The 16944-nt window shown below is 42.5% G+C and carries 22 protein-coding genes; 8 read left to right on the forward strand and 14 right to left on the reverse strand.

From position 1 onward, the window contains the following. Positions 1–3: 3 nt before the first annotated feature. The 4 genes from ntdP to fabL form a co-directional block, all read right to left on the reverse strand. Positions 4–534 carry a nucleoside tri-diphosphate phosphatase gene (gene ntdP, locus AB5I83_RS11005; RefSeq protein WP_041967592.1) on the reverse strand — a complete coding sequence of 177 codons (531 nt, stop codon included), beginning with the start codon at positions 532–534 and terminating at the stop codon, positions 4–6. A 234-nt stretch (positions 535–768) separates the two neighbouring features. Continuing rightward, positions 769–1023, reverse strand: a complete 255-nt coding sequence (locus AB5I83_RS11010; RefSeq protein WP_448975318.1) for a YgaB family protein — start codon at positions 1021–1023, stop codon at positions 769–771. Between the two features lie 183 nt (positions 1024–1206). Then, positions 1207–1398, reverse strand: coding sequence for a gamma-type small acid-soluble spore protein (locus AB5I83_RS11015; RefSeq protein WP_167834547.1), 192 nt, complete (start codon positions 1396–1398; stop codon positions 1207–1209). An 86-nt stretch (positions 1399–1484) separates the two neighbouring features. Further along, entirely contained in the window at positions 1485–2234 is a 750-nt protein-coding gene (gene fabL / locus AB5I83_RS11020; RefSeq protein ID WP_448975320.1) for an enoyl-[acyl-carrier-protein] reductase FabL, read from the reverse strand. A gap of 176 nt (positions 2235–2410) precedes the next feature. On the opposite strand from fabL, the gene AB5I83_RS11025 reads away from it, so the two are divergent. After that, a complete protein-coding gene (locus tag AB5I83_RS11025; protein WP_448975322.1) occupies positions 2411–2635 on the forward strand; it encodes a hypothetical protein in 225 nt (74 codons plus the stop codon). Positions 2636–2666: 31 nt separating this feature from the next. Here the strand turns inward: AB5I83_RS11025 and mutY are convergent, their stop codons facing one another. Together mutY and AB5I83_RS11035 are read right to left on the reverse strand one after the other, a co-directional pair. Beyond that, positions 2667–3740, reverse strand: coding sequence for an A/G-specific adenine glycosylase (mutY, locus tag AB5I83_RS11030; protein WP_448975975.1), 1074 nt, complete (start codon positions 3738–3740; stop codon positions 2667–2669). Between the two features lie 81 nt (positions 3741–3821). Beyond that, positions 3822–4118: a hypothetical protein gene (locus AB5I83_RS11035; protein ID WP_167834550.1), complete on the reverse strand. Its 297-nt coding sequence runs from the start codon at positions 4116–4118 to the stop codon at positions 3822–3824. Between the two features lie 146 nt (positions 4119–4264). On the opposite strand from AB5I83_RS11035, the gene AB5I83_RS11040 reads away from it, so the two are divergent. Then, positions 4265–5251, forward strand: a complete 987-nt coding sequence (locus AB5I83_RS11040) for a metal-dependent hydrolase (RefSeq protein ID WP_167834551.1) — start codon at positions 4265–4267, stop codon at positions 5249–5251. 406 nt (positions 5252–5657) lie between these two features. Here the strand turns inward: AB5I83_RS11040 and AB5I83_RS11045 are convergent, their stop codons facing one another. Next, positions 5658–5918 (reverse strand): YfhJ family protein, encoded by a 261-nt coding sequence (locus tag AB5I83_RS11045; protein ID WP_448975324.1) that lies wholly within the window; start codon positions 5916–5918, stop codon positions 5658–5660. Between the two features lie 131 nt (positions 5919–6049). Here AB5I83_RS11045 and AB5I83_RS11050 point away from each other — a divergent pair, with 131 nt between their 5' ends. Beyond that, entirely contained in the window at positions 6050–6235 is a 186-nt protein-coding gene (locus AB5I83_RS11050) for a small, acid-soluble spore protein K (protein ID WP_167833416.1), read from the forward strand. Between the two features lie 52 nt (positions 6236–6287). Here the strand turns inward: AB5I83_RS11050 and AB5I83_RS11055 are convergent, their stop codons facing one another. Beyond that, the gene (locus AB5I83_RS11055; RefSeq protein WP_448975326.1) at positions 6288–6626 is read right to left on the reverse strand and encodes a YfhH family protein; all 339 of its coding nucleotides are present in this window, start codon (positions 6624–6626) and stop codon (positions 6288–6290) included. 88 nt (positions 6627–6714) lie between these two features. On the opposite strand from AB5I83_RS11055, the gene AB5I83_RS11060 reads away from it, so the two are divergent. After that, positions 6715–7392, forward strand: coding sequence for an SDR family NAD(P)-dependent oxidoreductase (locus AB5I83_RS11060; RefSeq protein WP_448975328.1), 678 nt, complete (start codon positions 6715–6717; stop codon positions 7390–7392). Between the two features lie 16 nt (positions 7393–7408). Here AB5I83_RS11060 and recX read toward each other — a convergent pair whose 3' ends face one another. Next, positions 7409–8221 (reverse strand): recombination regulator RecX, encoded by an 813-nt coding sequence (gene recX / locus AB5I83_RS11065; RefSeq protein ID WP_448975330.1) that lies wholly within the window; start codon positions 8219–8221, stop codon positions 7409–7411. Between the two features lie 98 nt (positions 8222–8319). On the opposite strand from recX, the gene AB5I83_RS11070 reads away from it, so the two are divergent. From AB5I83_RS11070 to AB5I83_RS11085, 4 genes are all read left to right on the forward strand, one after another. Then, the gene (locus AB5I83_RS11070) at positions 8320–9219 is read left to right on the forward strand and encodes a TIGR01777 family oxidoreductase (protein WP_448975332.1); all 900 of its coding nucleotides are present in this window, start codon (positions 8320–8322) and stop codon (positions 9217–9219) included. A 67-nt stretch (positions 9220–9286) separates the two neighbouring features. Beyond that, the gene (locus AB5I83_RS11075; RefSeq protein ID WP_209438014.1) at positions 9287–9409 is read left to right on the forward strand and encodes a YfhE family protein; all 123 of its coding nucleotides are present in this window, start codon (positions 9287–9289) and stop codon (positions 9407–9409) included. Between the two features lie 86 nt (positions 9410–9495). Beyond that, positions 9496–9681, forward strand: a complete 186-nt coding sequence (locus AB5I83_RS11080; protein WP_448975334.1) for a YfhD family protein — start codon at positions 9496–9498, stop codon at positions 9679–9681. Positions 9682–10134: 453 nt separating this feature from the next. Continuing rightward, complete coding sequence (locus tag AB5I83_RS11085; protein ID WP_448975335.1) at positions 10135–10386, forward strand: small, acid-soluble spore protein, alpha/beta type; 252 nt, start codon at positions 10135–10137, stop codon at positions 10384–10386. Positions 10387–10753: 367 nt separating this feature from the next. On the opposite strand, the gene sdhB is transcribed toward AB5I83_RS11085, so the two are convergent. The 5 genes from sdhB to AB5I83_RS11110 form a co-directional block, all read right to left on the reverse strand. Continuing rightward, positions 10754–11509 carry a succinate dehydrogenase iron-sulfur subunit gene (gene sdhB, locus AB5I83_RS11090; protein ID WP_448975337.1) on the reverse strand — a complete coding sequence of 252 codons (756 nt, stop codon included), beginning with the start codon at positions 11507–11509 and terminating at the stop codon, positions 10754–10756. Positions 11510–11511: 2 nt separating this feature from the next. Further along, positions 11512–13275 (reverse strand): succinate dehydrogenase flavoprotein subunit, encoded by a 1764-nt coding sequence (sdhA, locus tag AB5I83_RS11095; protein ID WP_448975339.1) that lies wholly within the window; start codon positions 13273–13275, stop codon positions 11512–11514. Between the two features lie 23 nt (positions 13276–13298). After that, positions 13299–13916 carry a succinate dehydrogenase cytochrome b558 subunit gene (locus tag AB5I83_RS11100; RefSeq protein ID WP_448975341.1) on the reverse strand — a complete coding sequence of 206 codons (618 nt, stop codon included), beginning with the start codon at positions 13914–13916 and terminating at the stop codon, positions 13299–13301. 27 nt (positions 13917–13943) lie between these two features. Continuing rightward, positions 13944–15389 carry an aspartate ammonia-lyase gene (aspA, locus tag AB5I83_RS11105; protein WP_413466639.1) on the reverse strand — a complete coding sequence of 482 codons (1446 nt, stop codon included), beginning with the start codon at positions 15387–15389 and terminating at the stop codon, positions 13944–13946. Positions 15390–15461: 72 nt separating this feature from the next. Beyond that, positions 15462–16775 carry an anaerobic C4-dicarboxylate transporter family protein gene (locus AB5I83_RS11110; RefSeq protein ID WP_448975342.1) on the reverse strand — a complete coding sequence of 438 codons (1314 nt, stop codon included), beginning with the start codon at positions 16773–16775 and terminating at the stop codon, positions 15462–15464. Positions 16776–16944: the final 169 nt, after the last annotated feature.

Here is a 16944-nt window from a genome sequence, read left to right on the forward strand (position 1 = left end):
TGGCTAACGACGATAAGTCAAATACCGTTCATAATAAATGTCGATGAAATCTGGCGCAAACGGGCCCTTCCTTTGCCTGATCCAGCGTTTAAGCTTTTCAACATTGTATTTTAAAATCTTATCGATAACATCAGGGTACTGCATTTCTTTGCGATGGCGTTCATATTCATCTTCATCCAGCAGATTAAACGTCATATCTGGAAAAACTTTAATATCGAGATCATAATCAATATATTTCAGTGCTTCTCCATCAAAGATGAATGGCGAACTAATATTGCAGTAGTAATACACGCCATCCTCCCGAATCATTCCAATAACGTTAAACCATAACTGAGAATGGAAGTAACAGATTGCAGGCTCTCTCGTAATCCAAGTTCTCCCGTCTGACTCAGTCACGACTGTCCGATCATTTCCGCCTATCACAAGATTTTGCGTTCCTTTTAAGACGGTAGTTTCTTCCCAGACTCGATGGATGTGCCCATTATGCTTATAACTGTGGATTTGGATCGGTTCACCTTCTGTGGGTACGCCCATGTTCTTCTCCCCTACTTTCCTTTCCCGGAAACTTTGCAACCTATTCATGTATATGTATCTATTTCCTTCAAAACGACAAAAGGCAACAAAGAACGATTCCTTTTTTTTATTATTATAACGGTTAACGTGAGAATTTAAAACAAAAGAGCCATCGATTTCCTCGATCGCCCAATAAATTTGCTTGAATTTTTTTAAAAATCCACATTTTATTCCTATTAAATGAATACAGGAGTCTTAACGAAAGGAAACGGCAAGCTCTTGATACGTATGGATGACTTCCTCCGTCTGCTTTTCAAACATCCGGTGGATCTCCTGCAGGTCCTGCTTTTTCAGATCGATTTCCAAGCGAAGTTCCTCTAATTCTACGCTTTGCTTAAGGGCATCCAGCTGCTTTTCAATCTCCTGGCATCTTTCCAATTCAGACTGCAGATAAAGAAGCTTTTCCATCGTTTGCATTTGTGAAGAAACCAATTCGTTAAATTTATCCATGCTTTTCCACCGCCTGTAAAATTTATCTCCTAATTGTATTCTTGGGTGACGATGGAATTCCTTTGACTAGTTATGTAGAGGATTCGGAACCTTTGTCGAATGATGAATGCCCGACAGACAGAATATAGAAGTCAATTGGAAAAGGCACTCTGCGAATGAGAGTGCCTTTCATTAAAGGTGATATTAGCTCTGTTGACCAGAGTTTTGGCCTTTGCGAGCTTCAGCTTGCTGGTTTTGCTGGCGTACTTCTTGAGCGTTTGTTTCGCTCGCGAATTCAGTACCGTACTGACCTTGGCCACCAGCAGATTGAGCGTTTTGTTGTCTCACTTCTTGAATGTTAGTTCCAGCTTGAGATTTGTTAGGTTGTTTTGCCATCGTATATCACCTCCACGAATAATAGAATAACCATCCGATGAGGGAGATATCCAAACTTTTTTTACCAAATCAACCCAATATTTTCCCTATACCAATAGGGATATTCCGCCATCGACTATGATCGTCTGGCCGCGAATCATGCTGGATTCGTCCTTCAGCAAGAACATGACCGCATTGATCATATCGTCGATTTCAACCATTCTTCCTGCTGGTGTTTTTTCTTTTGCCTCAGCAAGGAGTTCCTCTCTATTTGGGAAGTGCGTCAGTGCTTCGGTATCGACCGCTCCGCCTGAAACAGCATTGACAACGATGTTTTTTCGGGCCAGTTCTACAGCCAGATAGCGTGTCAATGCTTCCAGGGCAGCCTTTGAAACCCCTACCGTTGTATAGTTTTCCAAATATCTGATGGAGCCCAGCGAGCTGATGCTGACGATTTTACCGCCGCCATTCCTTTCCATCAGTTTCGCCGCTTCCTGTGCACAGAATAACAACGCTTTACTATTGATGTTCATCGTCCAGTCCCAATGCGATTCTTCAAGTTCCATTGCCGGTCGAAGCACACCTGAAGCTGCATTGTTCACAAACACATCCAGCCTGCCGAATTCTGCATCGATTTGTTCAAACATTGCTTTGATCTTGCTTACATCCCCAACATTCGCCTTAACGACAAGGGCTTTTCTGCCAAGAGCTTCTATTTGCTCTGCTGTTTCCTGTGCTCCCTTTTTGCTGCGGGCATAGTTGACGACTATGTCATATCCCTCTTTTGCGAGCTCAAGTGCAGCAGCCTTACCGATTCCCCGGCTGCTTCCAGTAATAAGTGCAACTTTTTGTGTCATCTAAAAAACCCTTTCTATTAGTTACGCGCTAAAAAAAGCGGAACCTTAATTTTGTTTCATTTTAGCTTTTTCAGGTATATATGACAACAAGGATCTAATTTTTAAGCTGTGATAAAAAACCCCCGTACTGAAAACACTATTCTGTAGACCAACACTTTTATGAAAGGATGATCCCAATGTATGTAGGCCGTGATATGACTGAATTATCGATGATGCCCAAAACGGATTGGAAGGATAGTGAGCTGGCCTTTTTCCATCACTCTCTCCAGCAAATGGTGCCATACCTGAATGTCGAGGGCCAGACGATTCACAGAGAGATTGTTGAAGAAATCGAAAGCCGAGGCGGTTTGGGCCGCGGAGAAGCCGATTATACGCATGGAACGAAAGTGAGTTACGATTAATCATCTGAAAAGGCTGCTAATCTAAATATGATTAGTCAGCCTTTTTTGAATCCAGATATTGCTTCAGCATTTTTTGGTATGGTACCGGGAAGGCAAATTCCTGAATCTCTTCTTCAGTCACCAGCTTCAACTGTGGAGTCTCTGGGATTTCGCCCGTAAATTGTCCGCTGAATACTTGTATGTTCCATACCAAATGAGAAAATACATGGTCGATTTCCCCTATCGATTCGTTTATTTTTGGTGTTAAGGCATAAACTTCTTCAAAATGCTCCGATAACTGATCCCTCTGCCGCTGGAAGTCGAGGGTCAGTTCAACTGTCGGGAACTCCCACAAATTTGCCAGCAAGCCTGTTCCAGGTCTTTTCCTGATTAAAATCCTACCACTGTCATCTTTAAATATCCCGGCAGCAAGCTGAACATTTTTCTGCTTTTTCTTTTTTGTTTTTACAGGAAGTTCATTTTGCACTCCTTCGTGGAATGCTTCGCAATGTTCCCTGACCGGACAGAGCAGGCAGGATGGAGATGTCGGGGTGCAGATAAGGGCCCCTAGCTCCATTAGCGCCTGATTGAAATAGGAGGGGTTCTCATGGGAGATCAATTCCCTCACTGATGCTTCAAAAATTTTACGGGACGCAGGCCTGGCGATGTCCTCCCAAATCAATAAGATACGGGATAATACCCTCATGACATTTCCATCTACCGCCGGCTCGGGTTTTCCATAGGCAATACTCAGGATTGCACCGGCTGTGTAGGGACCAACACCTTTTAAGGCAGAAATCTCTTCCTGTGAATCCGGTACTCTTCCGCCATATTTTACATTTACTTCTTGAACTGCGGATTGTAAATTTCGTACACGGGAATAATAACCGAGTCCTTCCCATGCCTTAAGGACTTTTTCTTCATCAGCGGCAGCAAGCGCCTCTATTGTTGGAAAATTTTCCAAAAATCGATTAAAATAAGGGATGACAGTATCTACTCTAGTTTGCTGGAGCATGATTTCTGATACCCACACTTTGTAAGGATCCTGATCCTTTCTCCATGGCAGTTCACGCTGCTCACTTTCAAACCATCCTATCAAGTCATCCTGAAAGGATTTTATATCCATTTTATCTATACATTTCTTGATCTCAGTTGCCACTTTTGTTCCTCCAGGTGTTAAACTTTCCGGAAATTTGGGAATATAATATTAACGCTTCTGCTTAATCGCCAGAAAACCCATTCGTTCCAATCCGCCCGGAACAAAGTCTTCTAGGATTCCAAATACGGAATGATTCCGGGATAACCGCATTTTTTTCAGGGCGTGGTAATGGGCTTCAGTCGGGACATAGAATGATTCAACAAAGATATTCCGTTCTTCCGACTGGCTGCACGAAAACATATCAGCTTCAAAGTCAGGAAGCATGGTCGAAATCTTATCAATTGTTTCTTGGTATTGGCTAAGCAGATTCTGCTTCACTTCGTACTGGACGATCATCTGAATCAATTTATTCAGCTCCTTTGCAATTTCGTGAAGGGACTGATTGACACAGCCCTTTAAAAGTAAACTATTATTCGCTTTGTGACAAGGACTTTTCACTGCCAGACTCTGGTTACGAGTAACATGAATCTTTATAAAAGGAGGCTGTTTCCGTGGATACAGGAACTCATGTTGTGATGGGATTCGCTCTGGGCGGGTTGGCTACGCTTGACCCTGCTGTCAGCGAAAGCACCGCCACTGCCTCAAGTGTTTTGATTGCTACACTTGTCGGTTCGCAAATCCCTGATATAGATACTGTATTGAAATTAAGGAATAACGCTGTTTATATACGAAACCACCGGGGCATTACCCATTCGATTCCAGCAGTCCTCCTGTGGCCGCTGCTTATTTCTGGGACAATCTACTTTTTCTACCCAGAAGCAAATTTGCTGCATTTATGGATTTGGACATTTATAGCTGTTTTCCTTCATGTTTTTGTCGACATTTTCAATGCATATGGGACACAGGCATTGCGGCCTTTTTCGTCGAAATGGGTCGCCCTAGGGGTGATCAACACATTTGACCCAATTATTTTTGCGATTCATGTCGTTGGTTTGTTCCTCTGGGCATTTGGATATCACCCTGGATATACCTTCTTGACGATTTATGGCATCTTGGTGTTCTATTACATTTATCGCTTTATTATGAAATTCCGCATCCGAAGGGCCGTTGAGAATATTGTTCCGGATGCAACAGATATCATAATCGCCCCAACCATGAAATTCAATCATTGGCGGGTAGCAGTCATGAACAAACACCAATTCTTTGTCGGCCGGGGACACAAGCACCACGTGAGGATCCTCGATCAATTCAATCGCGTACCAGTGCCCGAAACTCCAGTGCTGGAAGCAGCAAAAAAAGACAAGAACCTGTCGGCGTTCCTGTCCTTCTCACCAGTGTACCGATGGGAATGCGATGAATACGATGAATACTATGAAGTAAGGTTCATTGATCTGCGCTACCGCAGCAACGGACACTATCCATTTGTCGCTGTCGTGAACCTGAGCAAGGACCTGGAAATACTCAGCTCCTACACCGGCTGGATTTACAGTGAGGAAAAATTACGAAAGAAATTGGAATTCCTTCCTGGAGAAGGGTAATTAATTACCGGGTGATTTATCACCCGGTTTTTTATGTTTGTTTCCCACGTGGAAGATAGCGTAATAAGATCTATCAAAGAGATCGATACCCTTATGAGAGGGCAAAGCACTACATAAGGGTATCTTTAGAGGACACCGGCACCCTTATGAGAGAGTACAACCATACATAAGGGTATCTATCCAAGAGAACGAGACCCTTATGAGTGTGTAACCCCATACATAAGGGCAGCTATCTAGGACAACGGGACCCTTATGAGAGAGCATAACCATACATAAGGGCAGCTATCGAAGAGAACGAGACCCCTATGAGAGTAAAAAGCCATACATAAGGACATCTATAGCGGTGAACCTAGTAGTTGATCGGACATAAACAAAAAAATCCCCATCTTCAATGGGGATTTTCACTTTAATGTGTATGACCAGTATCCTGCTGGTTCAATAAATGTTTATACTTCGGATTCCTGGCAACGAATTCGTGGAGTTGCTCGCCGTAGTTATCGATCCATTGGCGAACTACTTTTTCGGTCATTTCGCTTCCCATGTATTTGTGTCCTGCTTTTGCGTAGGTGGATTCGAAGTCTCCCCATAAAAGCTCCACCCAGGTCAATGCCTGCTCATAGGTGATGTCTTTGTTTTTTTCTTGCAGCAGGCTTGCCAGATTTCTCAATAGTTTCCTGCAATTATGATCATCCTTTGCCAATATTTTATGTAGTCATGAAAGGGTGTTTTAAATCTAATACTATAAATGCGTGCAGCTATTTCGGCATACACGTAATTTTACCCGTCACGGAGGGCAATATGCGAAATAAAGTAACCAACTTCCCGAATCAGAACAATAATAAGCTCGAGGGCGAACCTCGGGCAAAAGCGGAATACGCTTCTAGAAGAGCTGATGGTACCATCAATACTCATCCACAGGAGCGCATGTACGCCTCATCTCACCGTGAAGATGATACTTCAGCGGTCATAAAAGACCATCAATAAACTTTAGGTTTAAAATGTAAAGACTGGCGCAAGCAAAGAGCAAAACCAGATATTAGTTACTCTGGTTTTGCTCTAATTTCAATAACAGGGAAATCGGCAGTGCTTCTTCTCTTCCATCGCCATGAAGACGTGCACCCCACGCAAATACCCCATTCATATAATCAATTTTGAAAAAGGAACCGGGGTCCCCATCGATACCGTAGATTTCGCCTGGTTTAAAATCATCCGGGTTGAGCATGTATGATTTGGCCATGGCAATTTTACGTTCGTAAACGGCAAGTTCACTTACCATTCCCATCTGCTCTGCCTTTCTAGCCTTGTCGCGAAGACTGGCAATTTCCTGGTTCAATTCGTATTCATTCATCTCGCTGTATCGTTTTTCTCTGCCCATTTCATTCACTCCTGGATTGTTCTCGCTTTTAACATACAAGCATTTAAGATATAACTAAATTATAGCATGTTATCTTAAGGAGGCTATCATGAAAGCAATCATTGTGACTGGTGCCGGTACTGGCCTTGGGAAAGAGCTCTCATTGCTCTTGGCCAATCAGGGATTCCATATGATTTTAACAGGAAGAACAGAAGATAAGCTAAACACTGTCAAGGTGCAAATCGAACAGTCTGGAGGAAGTGCCACCGCGGTCCAGCTTGATTTGCGCAACCTTGAAGATATTAAGGAAAAAGCGCTGCTGATCAGCAAGAAGCATGAAATATACGGCCTTGTGAATAATGCCGGCCTTGGATATTTCGGACCGTTCACAGAAGTCTCAGATACTGAAATTGAAGAAATGTTCCAGACGAATGTTTTTGGAACCATCAATATGACGAAAGCACTCCTCCCCTATCTTGAACAGAATGATGAGGGGCTGGTCTTGAACATTGTTTCCACAGCAGGTCTCCGCGGAAAAAAGAATGAAGCTGTCTATTGCTCCAGTAAATTCGCAGTCAGGGGCTTCACTGAAAGCCTTCAGAAGGAGTATGAAGGAACTAGGACCCGATTCGTCGCCGCCTATATGGGCGGTATGAATACGCCATTCTGGGATGATAGCAAGCATGTGGCAGATCCATCAAGACTTCGGTCAGCTGCAGAGGTGGCCCAAATCATCGTGAACAACCTTGACCAACCAGAGATTGTGATAGAATCTAAAAAATCATGACAAGTGTCATGATTTTTTAGTCCTCATTTTCTTTTTCCATGATGAATACATCAATTAAATCCATGGGAAATCCTTTACGATACAAGGCCATCTTCAGCTTCTGACGGTATTCACGCTCCGGGAGTTTACTATATTTATTATGGAGCTTTTCACCTTGAACCCTTAGTGCATCCATTTCAGCATCGGCTTCTTTCTCTACTTCTGTTTCATCCAAAGCAGCACGTATGATGGGAAAAGAATATCCTTTCCGTTTCAGCATCTGCTCAATTTTCTGCTTTAAGATCCTTGAAGAGTCCTTCTTATTTTTCAAAGCATATTTTTCACTCAGCTTGATCGCCTTTTCCAGCTGTTCATCGAATGAAACCTCTTCAATGGCTTTTGTGATTAAATCTGGCGCAATCCCTTTCTCCTTCAACTCTAGTTTGATGACATCTGCACCTTTATCCGTCGTATTCAGTTTGGTCTGGACAAATGCCTTGGCAAATTCCTCATCATTCAGGAACTTTAACTCATATAATTTATGGATTGCTTCTTTGATGACAGAATCCGATATTTCTTTCTTTTTCAGGTGTTCACGGACCTCTGATTCTGACCGCATGCGGTGTGAAAGATAGTTGATTGCCGTATTATAGGCTTTCCGGATGTCGTCCTGGAACAGCATTTCCGTGACAGCGAAGTCATCCAGTTCCATCCCTTTTTTTAAATTATATTTGATTAACACATCTTCATCGACGCTGAAGGCATACTCTTCTCCCCTTCCGCTGTCGGTAAAAATGCTGTATCTGTCTTTATTGTGTTTTTGGACGGAAATCTTTGTAATGACTGGCATCTTTATTTCACCTCTATAGAAACTTTAACACATTCAAAGAAGGTTTATCATGTTAAAAGCAGTACTATATAGTCAAGAGTATAGTTAGGAGGATGACCATGAAAATAGCCATCACAGGTGGAACAGGACTTGTCGGCAAAGCATTATCCAATGAGCTGGTACGCAATGGACATGAAGTGTTTATTTTAACCCGGAAAGTCAAAGAGCAGAGCACCGAAAGTGAACGGTTTGTTCAGTGGCTAAATCCCGGAGACCAGCCTGAAAGTCAGCTTGAGGGCATTGATGCGATCGTCAACCTGGCAGGTGCGACTATCAATGGCCGATGGACGGAAGAATACAAACAGAAAATTATAGACAGCCGAATTAAAGCAACCACTGAAGTGAAAAGGATCATTAAGGCATTGAAAAATAAACCTGATGTATTAATCAATGCTAGTGCTGTTGGATATTACGGGACCTCTCTGGCAGGAGAATTCAATGAACAGTCTGGTCCAGGAAATGACTTCCTGGCTGATACAGTCAAGCGCTGGGAATCTGCTGCCAACGAGGTGAAGGAATTTGGCACTCGTGTCGTACTGTGCAGATTCGGCTTGATTCTTGATAAAAATGAAGGTGCCCTGCCGAGGATGGTCCTGCCATATAAATTCTTTGGCGGCGGAAAAGTGGGTACTGGTCACCAATGGCTCTCCTGGATTCATATTACCGATGTCATACGCGGCATCATACTTTCAATAGAATCTTCAAAATTAGAGGGTCCTGTTAATTTCGTTGCTCCCTGCCCAGTGACCATGGATCAGTTTGGAAAGACTTTATCCAAAGTGATGAATCGGCCACATTGGCTGCCTGTGCCTGCTTTTGCACTTAAAATTGCACTCGGGGAAATGAGCATTCTTGTGCTGGAAGGGCAAAAAGCCATACCAGAAAAGCTGCTTAACTTAGGCTTCTCTTTCCAGTATCCCGAGCTCGAAAAAGCTCTTATAGAAATTTTAAGCAAGTAATGCTGTTTAATCCCTTTCAACAAGGAAATACTTGTAAGGTACATCACATTGAAAGGGTGGATTTTTGATGGATAAGAAGAAAAGAGATAAGACAAAGAGTACGTTGTCAAGCATGCAGGAAGTTACATACAGCCGTGAATTCAAGAAAGCAGACCGAGCTGGCGGCTATGCAAATGGAAAGAGATTTTAGGCATTAAGCCTCCTCTTTTGGAAGAACATAAAAGTACGGAAATGATCCATTTCCGTACTTTTTCAATTTGAAAGGGGTTTTTTCGATTGGGAAGATCACATGGACATAAAACACGTGACCGTAACAAAGCATCTCTTCCACAAGTGCCGAAGAACATGAAATCAGATGGGGTCGACGTGGAATTCAATCGCGAATTAGCTGACCACGATGACCTTGAAGCAATGGCACGATCCAAGGCTGCGGATGAGCGTGCAAAAAGCAGGAGAAAATAACCCAACAAAAGGAAAAGGCAGAATCTAATGATTCTGCCTTTTCCGATTAAGGGAAGGGGGATATCTCAAGTCAGTTTGTTTGTGAATATTTTCACTAACTTTTGATACTTATACTTTACTACCAGCTAAATCATTTAACAAGGTGTTTCACTAATTGTTCAAAAAATATTTATCCACATCAATGTGAATACTGTTGATATTTTTTCAGAAAGCTTAAAAAAAACAAGTTTTACAGCATCTCCCATATCTCACCCTTATTTCTGTGGATAATGTGGATAAATCTGTGGAGTACTTAATAACACTAACTTTTAATTGTTGATAAGTATGAGGATAAATTAAATAGACATTATATTTACCCATTATTGGAATAGCTAAAACCCCCTGTGCCATTATGAAATAATTAAACAGTTTCTGACCAATAATAAGAGAAAAGAATCTATGGAGGGACCATCAATGGCCAGAAGAAATAAGATTCTAGTACCTGAAGCCAGGAAAGCACTGGATGATTTAAAAGCTCAGGTAGCTGGTACGATGAAAGCTGAGGATGCAAAATTCGAAACTGCCAGAGAGGTTGGCGTTCCCCTGAACAAGGGCTATAACGGCAATCTCTCTACTCGGGAAGCAGGAAAGGTTGGAGGCCGACTCGGAGGCAGCATGGTAAGAGAGCTTGTAAAAATGGCACAGGAAAACTTACGTAAAAAGTAAGGATTTCAAACATTTGTAAATACCTGTTGACATCTGCTGGAAAACAACATATAATAATAAAGCTTCGCCAAAAAAGAAGTAACTTGAATCACAACAAATATTATGTAAACAATTAATGGCGTTCTGCTTTTATTTTTTGGTAACAACTTATTCACACTGGATCGGCTTCGGAGCCGTAAGGATGCAAGAGAGGTAGGGCTTGCGTCGTTTAGGTTAAAAATGGTCAAGTGGAATTTTGTACCGCGGCAATAGTTTATAATGGATGATTTTTTATACATCTTGTGAAGTAGCAAGTTACTAAAAAGCGAACCGGATCCGGTTCGCTTTTTTATTTTTTCATATTGATCACTGCTACCTTATTTCGCCTTTAGTAAGCCCCGAAGAAAGATTTAAAGGAATGGATGGTTACCTGTCGATTCAGGTGAGCTATTGAGGTCGTTAATGGAATCCCTTTTGGGCAGACTTCAACACAGTTTTGGGAATTTCCGCATGTCGTGATTCCCCCCTCACCCATAATTGCGGTAAGCCTTTCTGCCTTATGCATCTCTCCTGTAGGATGAGCATTAAATAGCCGGACTTGTGATAAGGGTGCTGGTCCAATGAATGGAGATTGACTGTTAACATTCGGGCATGCTTCAAGACAGCAGCCACAAGTCATGCACTTTGATAGCTCATAAGCCCATTGTCTGGTATTCTCTGGCATTCTTGGACCTGCCCCTAAGTCATGTGTACCATCAATTGGAATCCATGCTTTGACCTTTTTCAGAGCATCGAACATACGCTGACGATCCACAGCCAAGTCCCTCATCACGGGAAATGTGCTAAGTGGCTCGATCCTGATTGGCTGTTCGAGCTGATCAATCAGTGTAGAACAGGCTTGTCTCGGCTTTTCATTTATGATCATTGAACAAGCCCCGCAGACCTCCTCCAAGCAAACAGATTCCCAAATAACTGGAGTTGTTGCATCTCCTTTGCTGTTGACAGGGTCCTTTTGTATTTCCATTAAAGCAGATATAATATTCATATTCGACCGATATGGAATGATAAACTCTTCACTATAAGCAGGAGCACTTGGCCCCTTCTGCCTTCTGATAATCAGATGAACCTGTTGTTGGGATGGCATGGTCACTTCACTCCCTTTTTCGACTTGGTGTAATCACGTTTCCTTGGTTCAATCAGTGAGACATCCACTTCCTCGTAAAAAAGCTCTGGGAGTCTTGTTTCCTTATTGAATCTTGCCATTGTGGTCTTCAGCCATTCTTCATCATTCCTGTCAGGGAATTCGGGTTTATAATGGGCTCCCCGACTTTCATTTCTCTGTAATGCTCCAAGGGTTATTACGTGAGCTAAATTGATCATGCCTTCAAGCTGCCTTGTGAAGGAAGCCCCTGCATTGCTCCAACTTTCTGTATCCTCAATATTGATATTCTTATAGCGCTCTTTAAAATCTTGCAGCTTCTCATATGTAGCCCTCAGCTTCTTATTCTCTCGAACAACAGTGACATTTGCTGTCATCAATTCCCCAAGCTCCTTATGGAGAAGATAAGCGTTCTCTTTACCATTCATCTTGAGAATGGATTGATATTTCCTCTCATCATCCTGAACAAACTGAGTATAGAAATTTGCTGAAAGTGAATCTGCTGATTTATCCATGCCATATATATATTCCAGAGCAGAAGGGCCAGCCACCATGCCTCCGTATACAGCTGAGAGCAAGGAATTTGCACCTAAACGATTGGCTCCATGCTGTGAATAATCGCATTCCCCTGCTGCAAATAAACCTGGGATATTTGTTCTTTGCTGATAATCTACCCATAATCCCCCCATGGAATAGTGTACCGCCGGAAATATCTTCATAGGTACCTTGCGTGGATCATCTCCCATGAACTTTTCATAAATCTCCATGATTCCTCCAAGCTTGATATCAAGCTGTCGTGAATCAATATGTGACAAATCCAAATAAACTTTGTTCTCCCCGTCTATCCCTAATTTCCGATTTACACATACGTCGAAAATCTCTCTTGTCGCAATATCCCTAGGCACCAAATTTCCGTAAGCAGGATACTTTTCCTCGAGAAAATACCAAGGCTTTCCATCTTTGTATGTCCAAACACGACCACCTTCGCCACGAGCTGATTCACTCATTAAACGGTTCTTGTCGTCACCTGGTATGGCTGTTGGGTGGATTTGAATAAACTCTCCATTTGCGTAAAGAGCCCCTTGTTCATATAATCTTGCAGCAGCGTACCCAGTATTAATTGTGGAGTTCGTTGACTTGCCAAAAATCAGCCCTGGTCCTCCTGTGGCAATAATGACTGCATCCGCACTGAATGCCATCATTTCCATCGTCCTAAGATTTTGTGCTGTAATCCCCCTGCAAACTCCTGAGTCGTCAACAATGGCCGATACAAATTCCCAATTCTCATATTTCGCTACAAGTCCTTGGGTTTCGAACATCCTCACCTGTTCATCCAATGCGTAGAGTAGTTGCTGGCCGGTTGTTGCTCCGGCAAATGCAGTACGATGATGCTGAGTTCCGCCAAATCTCCTGAAATCCAGCAGACCTTCCGATGTACGATTAAACATAACACCCATCCTGTCAAACATGTGGATGATTTTAGGTGCTGCTTCGCACATTGCTTTTACAGGGGGTTGGTTAGCTAAAAAGTCCCCGCCATAAACGGAGTCGTCAAAATGCTCCCACGGAGAATCATTCTCCCCTTTCGTATTGACGGCTCCATTGATGCCGCCTTGCGCACAGACTGAGTGTGATCTTTTGACAGGGACTACTGAAAACAAATCAACCATTGTCCCTTTCTCGGCAATTTTAATTGCTGCCATCAGCCCTGCAAGTCCTCCCCCTACAATCACGATTCTTCCTTTGCTCATTCCATTGGCCTCCTATCCAGTTATTATGCAAAAGCTAAAATTGCGCGTACACCAATAATGGATAGTACGACAAATAAACCGAATGTAATATATGAAAAGACTTGTTGTGACCTTGGCGTTACCGTGATTCCCCAGGTAATGAGGAATGTCCATACACCATTGGCAAAATGATAGACTGCTGAAACGATTCCTATGATATAAAGAGTCAAAGAAAATGGGTTATCTACAATATTGGCCATCAAGTTATAGTTGGCCTCTACACCAAAAAACTCTACCTGAATTTTTGTTTCCCAAATATGCCAGGTGACAAAAATAAAGGTAACAACACCTGTAAACCTTTGTAAAAGGAACTTCCAATTGTGCATATATCCATATCGGCCAACATTATTCTTAGCTTGAAGTGCAATATAAAGGCCATATATAGCATGAAAATACATAGGTATAAAAATAATGAACGCTTCCAGGAAATATTTAAACGGCAGATTAACCATGATCCCTGCTGCAGTATTATAAGCGTCCTGCCCCCAAGTTGCTGTGTAATTTACGAAGAGATGAACTGTCAGGAACACCCCAACCGGAATGATTCCTGACAATGAATGTAGCTTTCTATATAAATGGTGGTTATTGCGGCGCTCTACCATCAATCTGCCTCCCTTTTCTTTATCCTTTTAGAGCAATACAGCTTCTCTTTGAGTTTTCTTTTCTATTAAATCCTTGCCTGCGATCCCCGGATGCGTCATCTCAAATGGATTAAGAATCATATCCAATTCTTCTGCTGTTAACACACCCCGTTCAAGAACAATATCTCGGACAGCCCTATTGGCTACAATTGCTTCTCTTGCAACAGATGCTGCAGTTTCATACCCTACATGAGGGTTGATGGCGGTTATTACGCCTACACTATTATTTACGTATGCTTCCAGTCTTTCGATATTCGCTGTGATCCCGCTGAGACAATGTTCATGGAATACATCGAAGACATTTGTCATGATTTTAATGGACTGTAAAAGATTGAACACTATGACTGGTTCCATGACATTCAGCTCAAATTGTCCAGCTTCCGATGCCATGCTGATTGTCAAATCGTTCCCGACAACCTGGAAAGCACTCTGATTAAGAACTTCCGCCATAACTGGGTTGACCTTCCCCGGCATGATCGAAGAACCAGGCTGTCGTGCAGGCAGATTAATCTCTCCAAAACCACATCTCGGTCCTGACGTCATCATCCTTAAGTCATTGGCAACCTTCGACATGTTTAGCATACAGACCTTCAAAGCAGCCGAAACTTCTATATAGCAATCAGTATTCTGAGTTCCATCAACTAAATTTTCGGAACCGGCTAATGGCAAACCTGTGAACTCTCCCAGATAAGCTATTGCTTTCTCGATATAGACTGGGTCAGCATTAAGTCCTGTGCCTACAGCAGTTGCTCCCATATTCACTTCATAAAGATGATCCCTTGTAGCCTTGATCCTCTTAATATCTCTTTTTAGCACTCTAGCATAAGCAGCAAATTCCTGGCCCAATCGAATCGGTACTGCATCCTGTAAATGAGTCCGGCCCATTTTAATGATTCCATCAAACTCTTTCGCTTTGTCTATGAATCCCTGATGAAGTTTATCCATAACTTTTAGAAGTTTATTTAATGTCGAGAGTGTCGATAGATGAATGGCAGTGGGAAAAGAGTCATTTGTCGATTGAGCCATATTCACATGGGAATTCGGACTGATGATTTTATAGTTCCCTTTGACTTCTCCCATCAATTCGAGGGCTCGGTTCGCAATTACTTCATTCGTATTCATGTTGATTGATGTACCTGCACCTCCCTGGATTGGATCCACTATAAACTGATCATGCAGTTTTCCATCAATCACTTCATCAGCTGCAAGTGCGATCGCATCTGCTATTGTTCGATCCAGTTGGCCAATTTCTGCATTTGCAAGTGCTGCAGCTTTCTTTACTATCGCCATTGCCTTGATCAATGACTCATCAAGCCTGGAACCTGTTATCGGGAAATTTTCAATTGCACGGATTGTCTGCACTCCATAATAAGCATCAATAGGGACCAGCTTCTCACCTAAGAAGTCTTTTTCAACTCTGAATTGATCCATCATTTCAACCAACTCCATTTCCCATAATAGTAGGCAGCCGCCCTCCTAATGAAGGGCTGCTGAGAGGATTAAATTTTATAGAACGATAGTACTTAACAAAATGCCAATACCGACGGCTCCGACTGTAGCAACGAGTCCTGGCACCATAAAGCTGTGGTTTAGGATGTATTTACCTATTCGGGTTGTTCCCGTTCGGTCGAAGTTTATTGCCGCTACTACAGTCGGATAGTTTGGAATGAAGAAGTATCCATTTACCGCCGGGAACATTGCGATTAACAACGCTGGGTTTATTCCCAGTGTAATCCCAAGTGGCATTAATGTCCGTACTGTAGCTGCCTGGCTGTACAGGAGAATGGAAAGTCCGAATAATGCAACTGCGAACAGCCAAGGTGCTGCGGTTACTAGATCCGAAATAGAACCTGAAATAAGAGCCATGTTTCCTTGAAAGAAGGTATCACCCATCCACGCAATTCCGAAGATGGCTACAACTGCAGCAGCGCCAGCTTTGAAGACACTTCCTGAAACGATATCTTCCACTTTAGGCTTTGCAAAGATAATAATCATTGCTGCAATTGTCAGCATAACAATCTCTATAGCAGCTGGCATACTCATTCTATTGAAGACACCATCAATTTCCCAACCAGGGCGCAACTCCTGGAAAGAGCCAAGAATAACAACAAGTACTGCTGCCAATAAGAACAGAATAACGGAAAGTTTTGCACCAGGATTTGGATTGAATGCTTTTTTATCTTTCTTGATTGGAGCGAGTCCTTCTTCTAATCGTTTCAAATACTCTGCATCCATGTTCAGTTCCTTGCCCATTTTGCTCGCCACAAATGCTGCACCCATACAAGCGAGGAAGGTGGATGGAATACATATTAGAAGGATCTGCATTAGACTAATGTTAAAGTCTGCAAGAAGCGCAAGCAATGCCACAGTGGCGGCTGAAATCGGACTGGCTGTGATTGCCTGTTGAGATGCGATAACAGCAATAGACATCGGCCGTTCTGGACGAATCCCTGATTCTCGTGATACCTCCGCGATAACGGGTAATACTGAGTAGGCAACATGGCCAGTACCCGCACATAAGGTAAATAAGTAAGTAACCATTGGGGCAATAAAGGTTATTCTCTTAGGGTTTTTACGTAATGCCTTCTCTGCCAGATAGACTAGATACTCCATCCCACCGGCGGCTTGCAGAGCTCCAGCAGCCGTAATGACAGCTAAGATCATCAACATTACATCAATAGGTGCTGATGTTGGCTGAAGACCAAACCCAAAAACCAAAATACCAAGACCAACACCGCCCATTACACCAAGTCCCACACCTCCAAGCCTGGCACCAATGAAGATACATGTCAGAACAATTAAAAATTGAATCCAGAACATATTGATTACCTCCTTGATAATCTTTCTTTGTACAACTTTGAATGAACACTCACAATAAACTCTTCTTTATTTTCAGCGTTAAATCACCCACCCTTATTGATTGTGATACTTTTCACAAGTTAATGTATAATTTCTAATGTCAGTTACGTCAAAGAGAGAAATTGCCTCA

The sequence above is a fragment of the Mesobacillus sp. LC4 genome (assembly GCF_053543455.1).

What these genes read in the sequence shown, in the direction of transcription:
- ntdP (WP_041967592.1), bottom strand. Translation starts at nt 534, where the DNA reads ATGGGCGTACCCACAGAAGGTGAACCGATCCAAATCCACAGTTATAAG.
- AB5I83_RS11025 (WP_448975322.1), top strand. Translation starts at nt 2,411, where the DNA reads ATGTATGTAGGCCGTGATATGACTGAATTATCGATGATGCCCAAAACG.
- AB5I83_RS11085 (WP_448975335.1), top strand. Translation starts at nt 10,135, where the DNA reads ATGGCCAGAAGAAATAAGATTCTAGTACCTGAAGCCAGGAAAGCACTG.
- AB5I83_RS11100 (WP_448975341.1), bottom strand. Translation starts at nt 13,916, where the DNA reads ATGGTAGAGCGCCGCAATAACCACCATTTATATAGAAAGCTACATTCA.
- mutY (WP_448975975.1), bottom strand. Translation starts at nt 3,740, where the DNA reads ATGGATATAAAATCCTTTCAGGATGACTTGATAGGATGGTTTGAAAGT.
- AB5I83_RS11070 (WP_448975332.1), top strand. Translation starts at nt 8,320, where the DNA reads ATGAAAATAGCCATCACAGGTGGAACAGGACTTGTCGGCAAAGCATTA.
- sdhB (WP_448975337.1), bottom strand. Translation starts at nt 11,509, where the DNA reads ATGCCATCCCAACAACAGGTTCATCTGATTATCAGAAGGCAGAAGGGG.
- AB5I83_RS11010 (WP_448975318.1), bottom strand. Translation starts at nt 1,023, where the DNA reads ATGGATAAATTTAACGAATTGGTTTCTTCACAAATGCAAACGATGGAA.
- recX (WP_448975330.1), bottom strand. Translation starts at nt 8,221, where the DNA reads ATGCCAGTCATTACAAAGATTTCCGTCCAAAAACACAATAAAGACAGA.
- fabL (WP_448975320.1), bottom strand. Translation starts at nt 2,234, where the DNA reads ATGACACAAAAAGTTGCACTTATTACTGGAAGCAGCCGGGGAATCGGT.
- AB5I83_RS11060 (WP_448975328.1), top strand. Translation starts at nt 6,715, where the DNA reads ATGAAAGCAATCATTGTGACTGGTGCCGGTACTGGCCTTGGGAAAGAG.
- AB5I83_RS11015 (WP_167834547.1), bottom strand. Translation starts at nt 1,398, where the DNA reads ATGGCAAAACAACCTAACAAATCTCAAGCTGGAACTAACATTCAAGAA.
- AB5I83_RS11055 (WP_448975326.1), bottom strand. Translation starts at nt 6,626, where the DNA reads ATGGGCAGAGAAAAACGATACAGCGAGATGAATGAATACGAATTGAAC.
- AB5I83_RS11050 (WP_167833416.1), top strand. Translation starts at nt 6,050, where the DNA reads ATGCGAAATAAAGTAACCAACTTCCCGAATCAGAACAATAATAAGCTC.
- aspA (WP_413466639.1), bottom strand. Translation starts at nt 15,389, where the DNA reads ATGATGGATCAATTCAGAGTTGAAAAAGACTTCTTAGGTGAGAAGCTG.
- AB5I83_RS11110 (WP_448975342.1), bottom strand. Translation starts at nt 16,775, where the DNA reads ATGTTCTGGATTCAATTTTTAATTGTTCTGACATGTATCTTCATTGGT.
- AB5I83_RS11075 (WP_209438014.1), top strand. Translation starts at nt 9,287, where the DNA reads ATGGATAAGAAGAAAAGAGATAAGACAAAGAGTACGTTGTCAAGCATG.
- sdhA (WP_448975339.1), bottom strand. Translation starts at nt 13,275, where the DNA reads ATGAGCAAAGGAAGAATCGTGATTGTAGGGGGAGGACTTGCAGGGCTG.